The following is a 15,936-nucleotide window of genomic DNA, read 5'->3' as shown; positions in this document are numbered from 1 at the left end:
TCAGCCCCCGGCTGTGGGCCGACGCACCGGCTGGCCCGGCCGCGCCGCCACATCCAGCACGCCGTCCGTGATCAGCGGATGGCCGCTGACCACCAGGTGACGCACGCCCTCCGAGGCACGATTCATCGCCGAGAACGTCGCCCGGTCGGTGAGCGTCTCGTAGTCGAACGCCACGATGTCGGCATCGGCGCCCACCTGCAGCCTGCCCTTGGCGCGCATCGCGGGCGTGCTGGGGCTAAGAATCTCCGCCGGGATCAGCGTGCATTTGCGGATGCCTTCCAGCAGCGACACGGTCCGCCGCTCGCGCACCCACTCGCGGATGAAGCGGGTGAAGCAACCCGCCGAACGCGGATGCGAGGTCGCGTCGTCAGGCAGCGGCCAGGCGTCGCCGGTGTAAACCTTGCCGTTCGCGATCGTCCAGGGCATGGCGTCCGACGCAATCGCGCCGCCGGGATACAGCACCGACATATCGAGCAGGTCGCGATGGTGCGCGTTGTTCTCGATATCCAGGATATGCCACAGCACCAGCGTGGAGGGCTCGGCGGCCTGTGCCGCGAGCAGTTCCTCGCGGTCGTGGAAGCGCCGGCCGTCGTGCACCCGCTGCACCGTATCATAGCCGGTGCCGTTGCGCGCTTCGAAGTCGGGGTCGCTGAAGAACGCCGCTGCGAGCACCGTCGAACCGGTGCCGTAGGGATAGGCTTCGACCGTGATCGGGAGCCCCTGCGCCTGCGCCTTGGCCACCAATGCGGCGCAGCGCTCGATGTCGGTCTTGCTGGACGAGTTGAAATGGCAGATGTGCATGTGCGCGCCGGTAGCGCCGGCATAGCCGATCAGGCGGACATAGGCCTCCGCGGCGCTCTCCGGGTCGATGCGGGCCATGTAGGCGACGTGGGTGAAGGTCGGCACCGCATGCGCCGCCGCCAGCTGGCACACCGCGGTCAATTCCTGCACGCCGGCACCCGGGGCATAGGCGTTCAGGATGCCGATGCCGATAGAGCCCTCGTTCAGCCCGCCTGCCAAGCGCTCGAGGATGGCGGCCACCTCCGTCTCGCTGGCCACATTGTCGATCCAGCGGCGATCGCGCATGGCAGCGCCGAACCCCTGCAGCGAGCTTTCCGAGTTGGAGCCGGTCATGGCGCCGATGCGCGCGAACGCCCAGTTGGCGGAGGCGCCGTAGTTCAGCACGCGTCCCTTGGCGGCCTGGCGCCGATACCAGGACGCGACCGGCAACACGCCCGCTTCGAGGTCGAGCGTCGTCGTCACCCCGTCGAACGCCTGCATGCGGTCGGCCGGGATCGACTGGCCGTGCGCGTGCAGGTCGATGAAGCCGGGAGCGACCACCAGTCCGGTCGCGTCGATCGAGCACTCGGCGCCGCCAAGCCCGCTGCCGACAGCGGCGATCCGGCCATCCAGCACCGCCACATCGCCGATCGCGTCCATCCCGCTGGCCGGATCCACCACCCGGCCACCCGTGATTACCAGACCAGCCATCCCGTCACTCCCGTATTCCTCAAATGCCAGCGCAAGCCGTCGCGGCGCCCATAGAGGCAGATTTCCAGACCGGCAACAACCTCTGCCGGCGCGCATATCTTCCGTGCACGATTGACGTGAGGAAGCTCATTCGGCTTCGAGGATGAGGAACTCCGCAAATACGCCCGGCTCGTTCTCCATAGGCACCGATCCGTGCTAGGCTCGAGCTGCGACCCTTTCCCCGAGCACGGTAGTTACACAACTTCTTGTTGTTGTCAGGAGCGCCATGAAACTTCCTCCCCGAGGTCTTCTGGTTTTGGTCGCGGGCGCGCTCGCAGCCTGGTTCGCCGCGCAGCCCGCGGCGGAGGCCAAGACCATTACCGCGGTGATGCATTCCGACCTGCGCATCATAGATCCCGGATTCACCACCGCCTACATCACGCGCGATCACGGCTACATGGTCTACGACACGCTGCTGGCGCTCGACGAGAACTTCAAGGTCCAGCCGCAGATGGCGGACTGGAAGGTCTCCGACGACAAGCTCACCTATACCTTCACGCTGCGCGACGGATTGAATTGGCATGACGGCGCGCCGGTCACGGCGGAAGATTGCGTGGCATCGTTGAAGCGTTGGGGCCGAAACGATGGCATGGGCCAGAAGCTGATGGACTTCACCGCCAGCCTTGAGGCGACCGATGCCAGGACGATCACGCTGAAGTTGAAGGAGCCTTACGGCCTGGTGCTGGAGTCGATCGCAAAACCTTCGTCCTATGTCCCGTTCATGATGCCCAGGCGATTGGCGGAAACGCCGGCCGGCCAGCAAATCAAGGAACAGATCGGTTCGGGCCCCTTCAAGTTCGTGCAGGCCGAATTCCAGCCGGGCGTGAAGGCCGTTTATGAGAAGAACAAGGATTATGTCCCGCGCAAGGAGCCGCCGAGCTGGACCGCCGGCGGCAAGGTCGTGAAGGTCGACCGCGTCGAATGGATCACGATGGCGGACGCGCAAACCGCGGTGAATGCGCTGATTTCGGGCGATATCGATTTCATGGAAGTTCCGGCTTTCGATATCCTGCCTGTGCTGGCGGCCAACAGCGATATCAAGGTCGAAACCCTGAACAAGTTCGGTTTCCTGACCGGCGGGCGAATGAACTTCCTTTATCCGCCGTTCGACAATGTCAAGGTGCGCCGCGCCGCCTTCATGGCCCTGAACCAGAAGGACGTTCTCGATGCGCTGGTCGGCAATCCCGAATACTACCGGATCTGCGGTGCCTTGTTCATCTGCGACACGCCGTTGGCCACGGATGCGGGCTCGGAGCCGCTGGTGAAGGGCAACGGCATGGCGGAAGCGAAGAAGCTGCTCGCGGCGTCAGGCTATGACGGCACGCCCGTGGTCATCCTGGCGCCCGGCGATGTGGTGCCGCTGAAGGCGCAGCCGATCGTCGCGGCGCAGTTGCTGCGCGAAGCCGGCTTCAAGGTCGATCTGCAGGCGACCGACTGGCAGACCGTGGTCTCCCGCCGCGCCAGCCAGAAGCCGCCGAACGAAGGCGGCTGGAACATGTTCTTCACCAACTTCGTCAGCGCTGATGCTGCGAATCCGATGGCCAGCATCGCCATCGGCGGCAAAGGCAAGAATGGCGGCTGGTTCGGCTGGGCCGAAGACGTCAGGATCGAACAGTTGAAAGACGCCTTTGCGCGTTCGCTGTCGCCGCAGGAGCGGAAGAAGATCGCCGCCGACATCCAGAAGGAAGTCTATGACCAGGTGATTCTCATCCCGCTCGGACAATTCCTCCAGCCCAGCGCGTGGCGGAAATCGCTCACCGGCGTGCTCGGCGGACCGGCTACGCCGGTGTTCTGGAATATCGAGAAGTCGGAGTGAACAGCGACGTCCTGCATCGATTCAACTGGCCGGCATCGTCTTCTCGATCATTCGCACCCAATACGATGCCCCGTGACCTAGGATCGCATCGTTGAACTTGTAGGCGGGGTGATGGCACATCTCTCCCTCGCCCATACCGAGGAAGATGAAGGCGCCCGGGCGTTCCAGCAGCATGAAGGCGAAATCCTCACCGGCCATGCGCGGCGTGGCGCGGTCGTTGACGCGGTCGGCTCCCGCGACGTCACGCGCGATGTCCGCCGCGATCGCTGTTTCGCGCTCGTGATTGATGGTCGGCGGATACAGCCGCTTGTAATTCGTCTCCGCCGATCCGCCATAGGCGCGCGCGATCCCACTGGCGACCTCCGCTATCCGGCGTTCCACCAGATCGCGTATCTTGGGCTCGAACGTGCGCGCCGTGCCGGTGATGGTCGCGGTCGCGGGAATGATGTTGGGGGCGGTGCCCGCATGGAAGGTGCAGGCGGAGATCACGGCCGTCTTCATCGGGTCGACGTTGCGCCCGACGATCGATTGCAGGGCGCCGACGATTTCCGAGCCGATCAGCACGCTGTCGATCGCCAAATGCGGGCCGGAGCCACCATGGCCGCCCTTGCCGTGCACCACGATCTCGAAGAAGTCGGCCGCGGCGAGGATCGGGCCCGGTGTCAGGGCGAAATGGCCTTCCGGCAGGCCGGGCATGTTGTGAAGGCCGTAGACCTCCTGAATGCCCCAGCGCGTCATCAGCCCATCATCGACCATGGCCTTGCCGCCGGCACCGCCTTCCTCGGCGGGCTGGAAGATCATAATCGCGGTGCCGTCGAAATTGCGGGTCTCGGTGAGATATTTGGCGGCGCCGAGCAACATGGCGGTATGGCCGTCATGGCCGCAGGCATGCATCATGCCCGGTATTTTCGAGGCGTAGGGCACGCCGCTCATCTCTTCCATCGGTAGCGCGTCCATGTCGGCGCGCAAGCCGATGACGCGGCCGGAACTGTTGTTGCGGCCATGGATGACGCCGACCACCCCGGTACGCCCGATGCCGGTCACCACCTCATCGCAACCGAACTCCCGCAGGCGATCGGCGACGATTCCGGCCGTGCGATGCACCTCGTAGAGCAGCTCCGGATGTTCATGGAAATCGTGACGCCAGCCGGCGATTTCGTCGGTGAGGGCGGCGATGCGGTTGACGATGGGCATGATGCACTCGCGAGTTCGAATGAGGTTTAACGCTGGGCTTGTTATAACACCGGATTTGTCAGATGCGACGGGGCATAGAGTACCGACGCCGTCGATAGCGATCAATGCAAACCGGCCGTCACGCCGCGACGCTGACGTCCCGGCGTTCGCGCGCCGAGATCATGGACGCATCGATGCACGCGACGATATGCCGGCCGTAGTCGCCCGACACCGGCACCTCGGTGTCATCATCGATGGCGGAGACCATCGCCTGCCATTCCCTGATAACGGCGTTCTGCATCCACTGCGGGTCGCGGGAGTTCGGCACCTCGGACCATTGGCCGTCCCGCCCGATGGCAACACCGCGATCGACGTCGATCCGAAGCGTGCCCTTCTCGCATACCAGGTCCATATCGAACGTGCCGCCGCCATCGCGGAAACCGATGCTGGCGACCTGTCCGAACCGGCCGTCGGCAAAGCGCAACAGCATCATGGCGCAGTCGTCGGCCTTTTGATCGTGAAACGACGTGCTGACGGAAGCCGAAACGGAACTGACCCGACCGTCCATCAGCCATACCAGCTGATCCAGCGCGTGAATGCCGGCCGTCATCAGCATGCCGCCGCCGGTTGCCGGATCGAGATGCCAGCCCCGCCGGTTGGACTCCATCCAGGTCTTCTTGAGCGAGCTCGATCCGGTGACAGGCTTGCCCAGATCGCCGCGAACGAGGATCTCGCGCGCCACGAGGTGAGGCCACACGAAATGCATGATCTGTCCGATCATCAATTTGGCGCGGCCCCCTCCAGCGGAAGCAATAATGCCGCTGCACTCGGCAACCGACAGCGCCATCGGCTTTTCCAAGAGCACATGCTTGCCGGCCTGCAGCGCCGCCACCGCCAGCTGGCAATGCAGATGATGCGGCGCCGTGATCGCAACCGCGTCGACGGACCGGTCGTCGAGCATCGCGCGCCAATCGCCGTAGGGCGTGCCGCCATGTTCCGCGGTGAAGGCTTCGGCAATAGGCAACTCTTCCGCGCACGCCGCGACGACGCGGGCGCCCTCGAGGGCTGCCACCGCCCGCGCGTGATAGGTACCGAAAAATCCCGCGCCCAGAATTCCAACCCCGAGCATCGATTGCTCCTTCCGTCGTTTGCGCGTGCCGATGAGACGAGCCTTGGTTGCGGGAAGCGGTTCAGCGGGGGTCCTTGTCACGAAACGCCGGTGCCGTCTCGGGCATCAGGCTCATCGCGAGGAGTCCGACGGTCGCCGCCAGCAGGAGATACCACGACGGCGCCAGCGGGTCGCCCGAGATATGCAGCAGCCAGGTGACAACGAGCTGCGCGGTGCCGCCAAAGGTTGCGATCGCAAGCGCATAGATGGTGGCGAACACCCCGCCGCGAATTTCCTGCGGCAGCGCCTCGGTGAAGGTGGCATAGAAGGCGGTGAACGGCAGCGACCCGATCAGCGACAAGGCGCCGAAGCCGAGCAGCAGCGACATCGCGCCGGGCGCTTGCACGATCCACAGGAAGGTCGGATAGGTCAGCGCGAGCGTAACCAGCTGGGGCCAGATCATCACCGGCTTGCGGCCGAAGCGGTCGGCGAGCCAGCCGCCCAGCAAGGCGCCCGCGATACCCAGCCCATTGCTCACCAGCGACACCGCAAACGCCAGCGTTGGCGCCACATGCAGCGTGTTCTTGGCATAGGTCGTCATGTATTGCGTGACATAGGTCGCAATCGTGCCGCTCGCCAGGATCATCAGGGCGAGTGCGATCACGCGGATGTAGCGGCGCGCCAGTTTTAGATGACCGGAGCTTTGGTTCGTGTCGGCGCCGCGTTCCTCTCGGGTAATCGTCTCCGGCAGGGTCCGGCGCATCCAGAGGCCGAACGGCAGACAGAGCGCCCCGATCAGGAAGGCGATGCGCCAGCCATAGGCGTCGAGCGCCTCGGGCGCCATCGTCTTGCTGAGGATGACGCCGACCAGGGCGCCGGCGGTCGCCGCGATCTGCTGGCTCGCCGGCTGCCATGACACCACCAGCGCCCGCCGCTCCGGCGCGGCGATCTCCATCAGGTAGGCCGTGGTCGGCCCGACTTCGCCGCCCAGCGCAAATCCCTGCGCCATGCGCGCCACGATCACGATAACAGGCGCGGCAACGCCGATCGCGTTATAGGACGGCGTGAGCGAGAGCGCGAGAATCGCAACGCCCATAAGTGCGAAGCTCAACAGCATGGCCGGCCGCCGGCCGACCCGGTCGGAATAGATCCCGAGCACGATGCCGCCAATGGGACGCGTGACAAAACCGGCGCCGAAAGTCGCGAGCGACAGCATCAGGCTGCCGTATTCGCTGTGCGCGGGGAAGAAAGTGTGTCCGATTTCGATCGCGAAAAAGCTGTAGGTGATGAAGTCATAGAACTCCAGCATATTGCCGATGGTGGCGGCAAATGCGGCGCGCTTCACGCTGAACCCTTCGGTGGCTTCAATATCGAGCGACAATTGATGCTGTCCGGGACTCGTTTCGTTGCAACACGATATCTTGCGCCTGCAGTGTTTCACAAGGTATGGGCAGCATTCGCCCTACGCGCTCAGCCCTGCCGCTCGCCGGTGACGCGCCAGATCACGTCGCCGACATCGTCCGCGACCAAAAGAGAGCCGTCGGGACCGAGCGTGACGCCGACCGGCCGTCCATAGGACTCCCGCTCGTCGGGCGCGAGGAAGCCCGACAGAATATCGCGCGGCGGCCCGGAAGGCCGGCCGTTCGCGAATGGCACGAACACGACCTTGTAGCCGCTTAGCGTGCTGCGATTCCAGGAGCCGTGCTGTCCGATCGCCATGCCGTCGGGAAAACCCGGCAGCGTGCCGGCCGGCAGCCAGCACAGGCCGAGCGAAGCGGTATGGCCGCCGAGCGCGTAATCCGGCTTGATCGCCTTTGCGACCATGCTCGCATCCTGCGGCACCCGGTCGTCCACCGTCTGTCCCCAGTAGCAATAGGGCCAGCCGTAGAAGCCGCCGTCGCGGACCGAGGTCAGATAATCCGGAGGGGTCTCGTCGCCGATTCCGTCACGCTCGTTGACCACGGTCCAGAGCACGCCGGTCGATGGCTCCCATGCCATGCCCACCGCGTTGCGCAGGCCGCCGGCAAAGATGCGGCTGTTGCCGCTTGGGAGATCGAACTCGTAGATCGCGGCCCGGCCTTCTTCCACCGCCATGCCGTTCTCGGCGATATTGCTGGACGAGCCGACCCCGGCATAGAGTTTTCGGCCATCGGGGCTCGGCAGCAGGCTCCGCGTCCAATGCCCGGCGGGCTTGAAGGAAACGAGTTTTCGCCCCGGCGCCGTGATGCGATCGGCGCCCGCGACATACGGGAAGGCCACCACGCCGTCGGTGTTGCCGACATAGAACGTGTCGCCCACCAGCGCCATGCCAAACGGCTGGTTCAGTCCCTCCATGAAGATCTCGCGCGTCTCCGCGATGCCGTCGCCATCGCGGTCGCGCAGCAGCGTGATGCGATTGGCGCTGACGCCAAGCGCGCGGGCGCGGCGCATCGTCGCCTGCATCGCGTAGCTGAACACGCTCCTGACGGGACCAGCGACCTGATTCGACTCGGCAATCAGGACGTCGCCGTTGGGCAGCACGTTGATCCAGCGCGGATGTTTCAAGCCGGTCGCGAACGCATTGACCTTGAGCCCGGGCGCCGCCACTGGGAACTGTCCGTCGCTCCAGCCCCTGGCCGTCGGCATCTTCAGCGTCGGCAGGCTGCCCTGCGGCTTCGCTTCAGGCACCACCGGCGCGCTGCCCCAGGCCGGCTCGGGCGTTGCGCCCTGCAACCGGCGCCAACGCAGCGCCACGCCGCCGATCAGTGCGACGATTCGTGCAAAGATGCTGGAAAAGCTCATGTCATTCCCTCATTTGATCGCGCGCACACTATCCGACGCGAAGGCGCGCTGAAACCCCACCAGGGAATGCGCACTTCAGGGCTTTTGCATACCGAGCGTTGCCAGGAATTGGTCTGCTGCTGGCCGCCACCGGTCGGGATAGAGCCGCAGCAGATGGCCGTCGCCGGGAATGCCGTGGATAAGCTCGAGGCGCGCGCTGCCGCCGGCCTGCGTGAAGGCCTGATAATATTCGCGGATCAGGGCTTCGTCGTAGAGCCGGTCGTTGTCGGCATACAGCCAGAGTTGCGGCACCTTGTCGGCCGCGCCGCGGCCGGCATTGGCGTAATACGGTGTGGTCACCGGTCCGTAGGGGTACCAGCCGCCGGAAAAATTCACCACGCCCATCACCTCCCCCGGCTTGAGGCCGGCATAATGCATGGCGAGAAATCCGCCGCGTGACTGGCCGGCGAGCAGCACCGGCCCCGGCCGCACGCCGGGCAGCTTCCGGCCATAGGCAATCGCCGACTCAAGATCCTCGACGGCTTGGGCGACGCCCGCCGAGACATCGACGAGGCCGCCGTCGTGATCGCGTCCAAAATCTTCCTCTCCGTTGATACCCTCGGACCTGCCGCGTCCGCGGCGCATCAGCGCCAGCACGGCAAATCCGTTGTCGCGAAGCCAATGCGCCTCGATCGCGAACGGCCAGCTCCTGAGCTGATTTCGCCCGGCGTCGGATCCGTGGTTGATGATCGCGATCGGCGCCGGCCCGGGACCGACGGGCGGATAGAACGTCGCCTCGAGCATGATCGGCCGTGCACCGTCGGGTGCCCGAACCGTGAGATGCGGTATCGACACACGCTCGCCGGGCCACGGCCATTCGATCGGTCGATCGCCCGCGGCAAGCCGCGCCGCATCGGTGCGGGCGAGAGTCCCGGCGATGACGCTCCCCCATTTGAAGGTCGAGATATGAAACAGCCGGTCCCGACCATCGAACGCGAATTGCAGGGTGCGAAACGACGGCATTTTCAGCGCTTCACCGGTGATGGTCAGCACGCCGTCGGCGATCGTCGCCTCGCTCCGCCACCATTCGCGATACATGCCGTAGAACGCCGAGTCCCCGTGGGCGAAAATCACGTCCGCGTGCCCGTCGGGCCTGACGCGTTCGACCACGAGGATATGCCTGATGTCCTCGGCCCAGGTTCCGACCCAGGCGCCGTGAAAGCGGGCCATTTCAGGCGGCACGTCGGGCGCCGGCGCCTCCATTTCGAACTTGTCCGGGAGCGGGACGATGGACTCCGGATCGACCGTCAGCGGCTGGGCCTGAGCGTCATGCATCAAAATCAGCAACAGCGTCGAGAATATAACCAGGAGTCTAAGCATGTTGCCCTGTCCACCTTGCGCGGCCTGTTACCGCGGCGCGAATTTGTAGCGGAAGGTGCAGCTCGGCGCGCCCTTCATGATGGTCTGGTCGCGCTCGAGAGTGACTTCACCCTCGCCGACGGCGGCGATGTCGAAATCGGCCTCGCAGATCAAAAGCGCGCCGAGATCGGGTTCGCCGAGGGCGCGGAAGAACTCGGCGAAGCGGCAGCGCGTCACGTCGAGGTTCAGCGCCTCCTTGTCCTGGCGCAGGATCTCGAACTCGACCTCCTTGCCCGAAACCTCGCCGAACACGCTCTGGATCGTCGCCCATTTGCGCCGCGGGCTGCCGTCGATGCCATCACCGATCGCGCCGAATAAATTTTTCGACCAGTCGCGCAAGGCCTGCTTGACGATGGCATCGGCCTTTTCCTTCCCGAGTTCGGCCCGCAGCGCGGCAAGCACCGGCAGCAGGACTTGCGCCTGGATCCGCGTCTTATCCAGCAGCGATATCCCGGAATCCACGAGGTAGTCGTCGAGTACGGTGGTCATTGGCTCTTCCCCCATGCGGACATGGTCGCTCTATACCCGTTCGATTCCAGCCCTGGCGATCAGGTCGCGGTCGCGCGGCAGTTCGAGTTCGATCCGTCGACGCAAGCCGTCCGGTCCGTTGCCGATCACCTCGAAGCCGAGCGAGCGCAGCTGTTCATGGAACGCCGGCTGGCGCAGCGTCTCCAGCAACACCGTGGCGAGCCGCTCGACGATGTCTTGCGGCGTCCCGGCCGGGGCAAGCATGGCGTGAAACGTGTCGGAGACGAAATCCTTGTAGCCGAGTTCGATCATCGTCGGCACCTCCGGCAGGTCGAACCAGCGCTGCGAACCCGTGACCGCCAGCGCCCGGACATCGTGGTTCAGGATCAGCGGATGCGCGCCCGGCAGCGAGGCGCAGGCGAGCGGCACCGTGCCGGACAGCACGGCCTGCACTGCCGGTCCGGCGCCGCCAAAGGGCACGTGCGTGATCTTGATGCCGTCGATCGATTTCAGCCATTCAGCGGCGAGATGCGGGGTGGTGCCGATCCCGGCGCTGGCATAGCTCAGCGAGCCCGGCTTCTCCAGGGCGCGCGCCTTCAGCTCCGCCATCGAGGTGATCCCGGAGGCGTTGGTGGCGATGAACACGTTCGGCGAGGTCACGAGTTCGGCGATCGGGGCGAAGTCCTTCACGGGATCGTAGGGTACCTGCTTGTAGAACCCGGGATTCACGACGAAGGCGCTCGACGTCAGCAGCAGCGTGTAACCATCCGGCGTGGCGCGGGCGACCGCCGAAGTGCCGATATTGCTGCCGGCCCCGGGCCGGTTCTCGACATAGAAGAATCCGCCGAGCGCGTCGGCGAGCTTGACGCTCAACAGCCGCGCCAGCGTATCGCTCGGCCCGCCCGCCGCAAACGGTGCGACGATGCGGACCTGCCGCTCCGGATAGGTGGCAGCGCGAGCCTGCTGCGCCAGCACGGCGGTGCCGAGCGTGAGCGCGCTGCTACGCAGCATCGCGCGCCGCGTCAAAAATTCTTGTCCCGCCATCGTGCATCTCCTCGTACTGCCGGCTGCCGCCGGTCTGATTTATCCCGCCCGCAGCGGCAGCGTGACGGCTTGGCCGATCCGCATCGAATGCTCGATCGCCAGCGTCGCCTCCAGCGTGGCGCGGGCGTCCTGCGGCGTCGCCAGCGTGCAGGGGCGGCCCATCGCGAGATGATCGAGCCAGGCCCGGGTTTCATTGGCGATCGGGCCCCAGAATTCGCCGAGTGCCCAGTCGCCGGGTGTTCCGCTCTGCAGGAACACCATGTTGACGGTGTGATCAGGCAGATAGACATGCGGCACGCCGGTCTCGCTGTACATGATCTGGTCGGTGTGATCGTCGTCCAGGATCATGACGCCGCCCATGCCGAGCACCTCGACCCGCGCCGCATGCCCCAGCGCCGGATATTTTTCGGGCAGCGCGTAGCTGACGCCGAGATTGACCACCGCGCCGTCGTCATAGGTCAAGACCGTATAGCTGACGTCGGGGACCTCGTGGCCGGCGGCCTTCAACACGCCGGTCTGTCCGCGGGCGTAGATCTCCACGATCTTGCGGCCCTCGAACAGCCAGTTCATCAGGTCGACATAATAAGTCAGCGCATCCACCACCGGCGTGGCGTGCGGGTTGCGCGACAGCATGGCGAGCGCCTGCGAGCGCGAATTGAACACCCGCGCAGCGCCTCCGGTCAGCCGGCCGAGCCGTCCCTTGACGACCTGCTCCTTGGCGATCTGGTAGCGCTCCTTGTAGCGCCGGCTGTAGCCGACCCGGACATTGCCGCCGAATCTTGCCACTGCGTCGAGCACCTGGTCGGCTTCCCGCACGGTCAGCGCGATCGGCTTTTCCACCAGCACCGGCTTGCCGCGCTGGATCGCCGCCAGCATGGCGGCCATGTGTTCGCCTTCGCTGGTGGAGACGATCACCGCGGTGACGTCGGGGTCCTCGATCACGGCGAGATTGTCCGCGCCATGGCTGCGGCCGCCGACCAGCGCCGCCAGTTGGTCGGCGTTGCCGGGATCGAGATCGGAGACCGCAATCGCCGCGACCGCCGGATGTCCTTGTGCCAGCCGCGCGCGCAAGCCGCCGATCCGCCCGGAGCCGATGATCCCAAGCCCGATTTTATTTCCCAGCATGGACGATCCCGCGCCTCACTTCACCAGCACCGGCATCGGCGCCGGTTCGTCGTTCGGGATAGCGATCCGTCCGCCGATCACGACGGCCGAGACCATGACATAAAAGCCGGTGACCGCGATCAGGTCGATGGTCTGCTGTTCGCCGAGGATCTGTTTGGCCCGGCCGAAAGTGTCGTCCGGCAATTGCCGCCGGTTGAGCAATTCCGTCACCACATCATAGACCACCGCCTCGTCCGGTTGCATCGAGCCGGGACGCTTGCCGTCGCGGATGTCGCCGATGAGGGCGTCCGACAGGCCCGCCTTGCGCGCCAAGGGCTCGTGCGCCCACCATTCGTACTGCGCGTCCCAGATCCGCGCTTCCAGCAGGATCGCCATTTCGTTGAGCCGGTGCGGCAGCGACGTCTTCTGGCGCAGATACTCGGTCATCAGGAGATAGCGCTTCAGAAGTTCGGGACTCTTGATCAGCATGCCGTAGGGGCCGCCTAGTCCTGCGCTCGACTGCTTCAGCACTTCCGCGGCGACCGCCTGTTGCTCTGGGCTCAGCTGCTCCATCGCAGGCTTCGGAAAGCGCGGTTCATCCTGCGCGCGCGCCGGCGCGAGCCCGGCCAGCAGGATCGCGCTGCCGAGAGCGATCGCCGCGCGAAATCGTCGTGCCATTGGCTTCTCCCATTTGTGGTGAAAATATCATCGTCGCCCACCCTTGCGATTCGCTTCGCGACCTTGCCCTGCGGGTTCCTGATCAGGTCGGAAATGATGTTGGTGTCCAGCAAGTAGCGCGTCAAAACAGGCTCTCCGGCGCCGATACTGGGTCGTCGATTTCGGGAAATTCCTCGTCCAGCGGCTTCATGGTCCTGAGCAAGGCGACAAGCCCGCGCTTGCGTACCGGCTCGATCACCAGGCGCTCGCCGTCCCGGTGCATGGTCGCCTCATTGCCCGGCAGTTCGAATTCCACGGGAATGCGGACCGCCTGGTTGCGGCCATTGCGGAATAGTCTGACATTTCGTTTCTCGGGCATGATCGGCTCCAAGGCATATGTCAAAAACATGTGCCAGGCTCCGCGAGATGACAAGGGCTCGCCGGAAACTCTCCTGATCAACCGCCCTCACGCTCCGCGTCGCCGTCGGCAGCCTCTTCGGACTGTCCGCCCGCCGCCGCCGATACGCCGCGCAGCCGGATCACCATGGCGGTAACGTCGACGTCGACCTTGAGCAGGTCGAGATCGCGGGTCATCTCCCGCAACTCCTGGCCCTTGCGCGCCAGTTCTTCCGAGACATCGATGGCCATCTTGCGCTCGGTCACCCCGCCGGTGCTGCCGACGAACATTTTCGCGCGCAGCCATTCCAGCCGCGCCCGCTGCGTGTCCCGCGCGAACTTCTGCTCGACGAACCGGCGGCGGACGTCGACATACGCCGCCAGCAATTGCGCGTCGGACATCTCGTACAAGGCGTCGGCTGAAAGGTTCATGGCAGCGGGCCGAGGCGTATCGAGTTCACCGAACTCGCCGGGAGTGCAGCCCTGCAAGCTCGTTCAGGGCCTTTCCCCAGAATATTGACCGGGCGCCGCTCTACCAAGCGGAATCTCGACCTGTATTCTAGGAGAATCGCGAAGAGGGCGGGAATAGAAGAATACCTCGCGCAAAAAAAAAGCATGCGGCGAGATCGCGAAGGTCTGTCTCAACGTCATTGCGAGCGCAGCGAAGCAATCCATCTCTCCGCTTGCTGGACTATGGATTGCTTCGCTTCGCTCGCAATGACGATCGAGATCATCCACGTCCACTCCGCCTCGGGTTGAACAGGCAGGCGCAACCGTGCGAAGCTGGCCGCCATTCCCATCGAGCCCCAGCCATGTCCGTATCCTCCGTCTCGCCCTCGCAAATCCGCGCCGCACTGCTGCTGCGCGAGGAAATCGCGCTGCTCGATGTCAGGCACGAGGCTGCCTTCGCGACCGGCCATCCGCTGTTTTCCGCCAACATGGCGGCGGATCGGATTGCGCTCGAAGCCGAAACGAGATTGCCCCGCAAGGATGTGCCGATCGTCGTCTGCGACGCCGGCGAAGGCCTCGTTTTACAAGCCGCGGACCGTCTCGCCGCGCTGGGCTACAGCAACGTTGGCCAGCTCGATGGCGGGCTGCAGGCCTGGCAGCGCGCGGGCTACGAGCTCTTCCAGGACGTCAATTCCTACGCCAAGGCGTTCGGCGAACTGGTGGAGTCGCGCCGGCACACGCCCTCGCTGGCCGCGGACGAAGTCGCCGCCCTGATCGCGAACAAGGCCGATATCGCAGTCCTCGATGTCCGCCGCTTCGACGAATATGCGACCATGAACATCCCGGGCTCGGTCAGCGTGCCCGGCGCGGAGCTGGTGCTGCGCGCAGGCCACCTTGCGCCCGATCCCGCAACCACCATCATCGTCAATTGCGCCGGCCGCACCCGCTCGATCATCGGCACCCAGTCGCTGATCAATGCCGGCATCGCCAACAAGGTGGTGGCGCTGCGCAACGGCACGATCGGCTGGACGCTGGCGGGAAAGAATCTCGAGGCCTGTCCGAGGGAGCGAAAGAAAAAGCCCGCGAGGTCGCCTATCGCGCCGGCGTCAGGCACCTCGGCGAGGTGGAAGCGGCGGCGCTCGAAGCCGATACGCACCGCACGCTCTATCGCTTCGACGTCCGCGACGCCGAAGAATATGCGGCCGGTCATCTCAGCGGTTTCCGCCACTATCCGGGCGGCCAGCTGGTGCAGGAGATCGACATCGCAGCACCCGTGCGCGGCGCGCGCATTCTTCTCACCGACGCGAGAAGCGTCCGCGCCGACATGACCGCCTCCTGGCTCGCGCAGATGGGCTGGGAAACTTACGTGCTCGACGGCGGCTATGACCGCGCGCTCGAGCTAGGACCGCCGCAAGTTCTGCCAAGGCCCGATCCGTCGCACCGTTACCGGCGTCCCTATGAGGGCACCAATGTCGACACCGCCGCGATGCAGGCCTATCTCGATTGGGAATACGGCCTGGTCGACCAGCTCCGCCGCGACGCGACGCACGGATTTTATGTGATTTGATGGCGGCGGATATATCAGTCAGCGAGGTCGATCAAATTGTCCTCGCACCATTCGCGCAAGGCCCGCTCGGTGGCCTTGGCTTCGAATTCGTACCAGCGATCGAGAACCCTCCTCCGCGTTATCAGCGCGCGGAAATTTCTGTAGGCGCCGCTCCTGCTGAACATGTCCCTGACGTCATCGAAATCGTCCGGCAAGAACTCGTCCGCAAAATCCAGCGCCAGCGGCTTGCCGAGGCCGAGCTCCCGCTTGCCCGGAATATCGATGTATTTCTCCTTGTCGTCGACGTCCTCTGGCAGTTCGTCGTTGAACTCCTCGAGATCGGAATGTTCGGCATGCTGATAGATCTTGCCCGTCCGCCTGCACAGGATGGCCCGGTTGTAGCCGCCGCCGCCGAGGTCAACGAAGTCGAAGCTTTCACGGATGTCCTTAAATTTGATGGGCATC

General features: G+C 65.0%; 14 protein-coding genes and 2 pseudogenes. 2 read left to right on the top strand and 14 right to left on the bottom strand.

Annotation, left to right across the window (positions count from 1 at the left end):
* Positions 1-1,491 carry an amidohydrolase family protein gene (locus VK804_RS15220; protein ID WP_325371646.1) on the bottom strand — a complete coding sequence of 497 codons (1,491 nt, stop codon included), beginning with the start codon at positions 1,489-1,491 and terminating at the stop codon, positions 1-3.
* Between the two features lie 265 nt (positions 1,492-1,756).
* Here VK804_RS15220 and VK804_RS15215 point away from each other — a divergent pair, with 265 nt between their 5' ends.
* Positions 1,757-3,346, top strand: a complete 1,590-nt coding sequence (locus tag VK804_RS15215) for an ABC transporter substrate-binding protein (RefSeq protein WP_325371645.1) — start codon at positions 1,757-1,759, stop codon at positions 3,344-3,346.
* 21 nt (positions 3,347-3,367) lie between these two features.
* On the opposite strand, the gene VK804_RS15210 is transcribed toward VK804_RS15215, so the two are convergent.
* The 12 genes and pseudogenes from VK804_RS15210 to VK804_RS15155 form a co-directional block, all read right to left on the bottom strand.
* On the bottom strand, positions 3,368-4,540 hold the full coding sequence (locus tag VK804_RS15210; protein ID WP_325371644.1) for a M20 aminoacylase family protein: 1,173 nt from the start codon (positions 4,538-4,540) through the stop codon (positions 3,368-3,370).
* Between the two features lie 118 nt (positions 4,541-4,658).
* Positions 4,659-5,648 (bottom strand): Gfo/Idh/MocA family oxidoreductase, encoded by a 990-nt coding sequence (locus VK804_RS15205; RefSeq protein ID WP_325371643.1) that lies wholly within the window; start codon positions 5,646-5,648, stop codon positions 4,659-4,661.
* 61 nt (positions 5,649-5,709) lie between these two features.
* Entirely contained in the window at positions 5,710-6,936 is a 1,227-nt protein-coding gene (locus VK804_RS15200) for an MFS transporter (RefSeq protein WP_414642789.1), read from the bottom strand.
* Positions 6,937-7,097: 161 nt separating this feature from the next.
* On the bottom strand, positions 7,098-8,408 hold the full coding sequence (locus VK804_RS15195; protein WP_325371641.1) for a sorbosone dehydrogenase family protein: 1,311 nt from the start codon (positions 8,406-8,408) through the stop codon (positions 7,098-7,100).
* Between the two features lie 75 nt (positions 8,409-8,483).
* A complete protein-coding gene (locus tag VK804_RS15190) occupies positions 8,484-9,767 on the bottom strand; it encodes a dienelactone hydrolase family protein (RefSeq protein WP_325371640.1) in 1,284 nt (427 codons plus the stop codon).
* A 27-nt stretch (positions 9,768-9,794) separates the two neighbouring features.
* Entirely contained in the window at positions 9,795-10,295 is a 501-nt protein-coding gene (locus VK804_RS15185) for an L-2-amino-thiazoline-4-carboxylic acid hydrolase (RefSeq protein ID WP_325371639.1), read from the bottom strand.
* A 30-nt stretch (positions 10,296-10,325) separates the two neighbouring features.
* Complete coding sequence (locus VK804_RS15180) at positions 10,326-11,318, bottom strand: tripartite tricarboxylate transporter substrate binding protein (protein WP_325371638.1); 993 nt, start codon at positions 11,316-11,318, stop codon at positions 10,326-10,328.
* Between the two features lie 39 nt (positions 11,319-11,357).
* Positions 11,358-12,443: a Gfo/Idh/MocA family oxidoreductase gene (locus tag VK804_RS15175; RefSeq protein WP_325371637.1), complete on the bottom strand. Its 1,086-nt coding sequence runs from the start codon at positions 12,441-12,443 to the stop codon at positions 11,358-11,360.
* 15 nt (positions 12,444-12,458) lie between these two features.
* Positions 12,459-13,100 carry a carboxymuconolactone decarboxylase family protein gene (locus VK804_RS15170; protein WP_325371636.1) on the bottom strand — a complete coding sequence of 214 codons (642 nt, stop codon included), beginning with the start codon at positions 13,098-13,100 and terminating at the stop codon, positions 12,459-12,461.
* Between the two features lie 23 nt (positions 13,101-13,123).
* A pseudogene (locus VK804_RS15165) lies at positions 13,124-13,225 on the bottom strand (VapC toxin family PIN domain ribonuclease); the annotation flags it as partial.
* Positions 13,222-13,458 carry an antitoxin gene (locus tag VK804_RS15160; protein ID WP_325371635.1) on the bottom strand — a complete coding sequence of 79 codons (237 nt, stop codon included), beginning with the start codon at positions 13,456-13,458 and terminating at the stop codon, positions 13,222-13,224. The gene VK804_RS15160 and the pseudogene VK804_RS15165, both read right to left, overlap by 4 nt.
* Positions 13,459-13,535: 77 nt before the next feature.
* Complete coding sequence (locus VK804_RS15155) at positions 13,536-13,907, bottom strand: hypothetical protein (protein WP_325371634.1); 372 nt, start codon at positions 13,905-13,907, stop codon at positions 13,536-13,538.
* 380 nt (positions 13,908-14,287) lie between these two features.
* Between VK804_RS15155 and VK804_RS15150 the strand changes: the two are divergent.
* Positions 14,288-15,492, top strand: a pseudogene (locus VK804_RS15150) (rhodanese-like domain-containing protein).
* A 14-nt stretch (positions 15,493-15,506) separates the two neighbouring features.
* On the opposite strand, the gene VK804_RS15145 reads toward VK804_RS15150, so the two are convergent.
* The gene (locus VK804_RS15145; protein WP_325371633.1) at positions 15,507-15,935 is read right to left on the bottom strand and encodes a hypothetical protein; all 429 of its coding nucleotides are present in this window, start codon (positions 15,933-15,935) and stop codon (positions 15,507-15,509) included.
* Position 15,936 lies beyond the last annotated feature (1 nt).

This window comes from Bradyrhizobium sp. (assembly GCF_035484855.1).
GTDB lineage: Bacteria > Pseudomonadota > Alphaproteobacteria > Rhizobiales > Xanthobacteraceae > Bradyrhizobium.
The sequence above is the reverse complement of the archived record's forward strand: the minus strand, read 5'-3'. Positions and strand labels throughout refer to the sequence as shown.

Excerpts from the sequence above, each read along its gene's own strand:
- VK804_RS15155 (WP_325371634.1), bottom strand. The coding sequence starts at position 13,907 with ATGAACCTTTCAGCCGACGCCTTGTACGAGATGTCCGACGCGCAATTG.
- VK804_RS15170 (WP_325371636.1), bottom strand. The coding sequence starts at position 13,100 with ATGGCACGACGATTTCGCGCGGCGATCGCTCTCGGCAGCGCGATCCTG.
- VK804_RS15205 (WP_325371643.1), bottom strand. The coding sequence starts at position 5,648 with ATGCTCGGGGTTGGAATTCTGGGCGCGGGATTTTTCGGTACCTATCAC.
- VK804_RS15175 (WP_325371637.1), bottom strand. The coding sequence starts at position 12,443 with ATGCTGGGAAATAAAATCGGGCTTGGGATCATCGGCTCCGGGCGGATC.
- VK804_RS15220 (WP_325371646.1), bottom strand. The coding sequence starts at position 1,491 with ATGGCTGGTCTGGTAATCACGGGTGGCCGGGTGGTGGATCCGGCCAGC.
- VK804_RS15200 (WP_414642789.1), bottom strand. The coding sequence starts at position 6,936 with ATGCTGGAGTTCTATGACTTCATCACCTACAGCTTTTTCGCGATCGAA.
- VK804_RS15190 (WP_325371640.1), bottom strand. The coding sequence starts at position 9,767 with ATGCTTAGACTCCTGGTTATATTCTCGACGCTGTTGCTGATTTTGATG.
- VK804_RS15210 (WP_325371644.1), bottom strand. The coding sequence starts at position 4,540 with ATGCCCATCGTCAACCGCATCGCCGCCCTCACCGACGAAATCGCCGGC.
- VK804_RS15185 (WP_325371639.1), bottom strand. The coding sequence starts at position 10,295 with ATGACCACCGTACTCGACGACTACCTCGTGGATTCCGGGATATCGCTG.
- VK804_RS15195 (WP_325371641.1), bottom strand. The coding sequence starts at position 8,408 with ATGAGCTTTTCCAGCATCTTTGCACGAATCGTCGCACTGATCGGCGGC.
- VK804_RS15145 (WP_325371633.1), bottom strand. The coding sequence starts at position 15,935 with ATGCCCATCAAATTTAAGGACATCCGTGAAAGCTTCGACTTCGTTGAC.
- VK804_RS15180 (WP_325371638.1), bottom strand. The coding sequence starts at position 11,318 with ATGGCGGGACAAGAATTTTTGACGCGGCGCGCGATGCTGCGTAGCAGC.
- VK804_RS15215 (WP_325371645.1), top strand. The coding sequence starts at position 1,757 with ATGAAACTTCCTCCCCGAGGTCTTCTGGTTTTGGTCGCGGGCGCGCTC.
- VK804_RS15160 (WP_325371635.1), bottom strand. The coding sequence starts at position 13,458 with ATGCCCGAGAAACGAAATGTCAGACTATTCCGCAATGGCCGCAACCAG.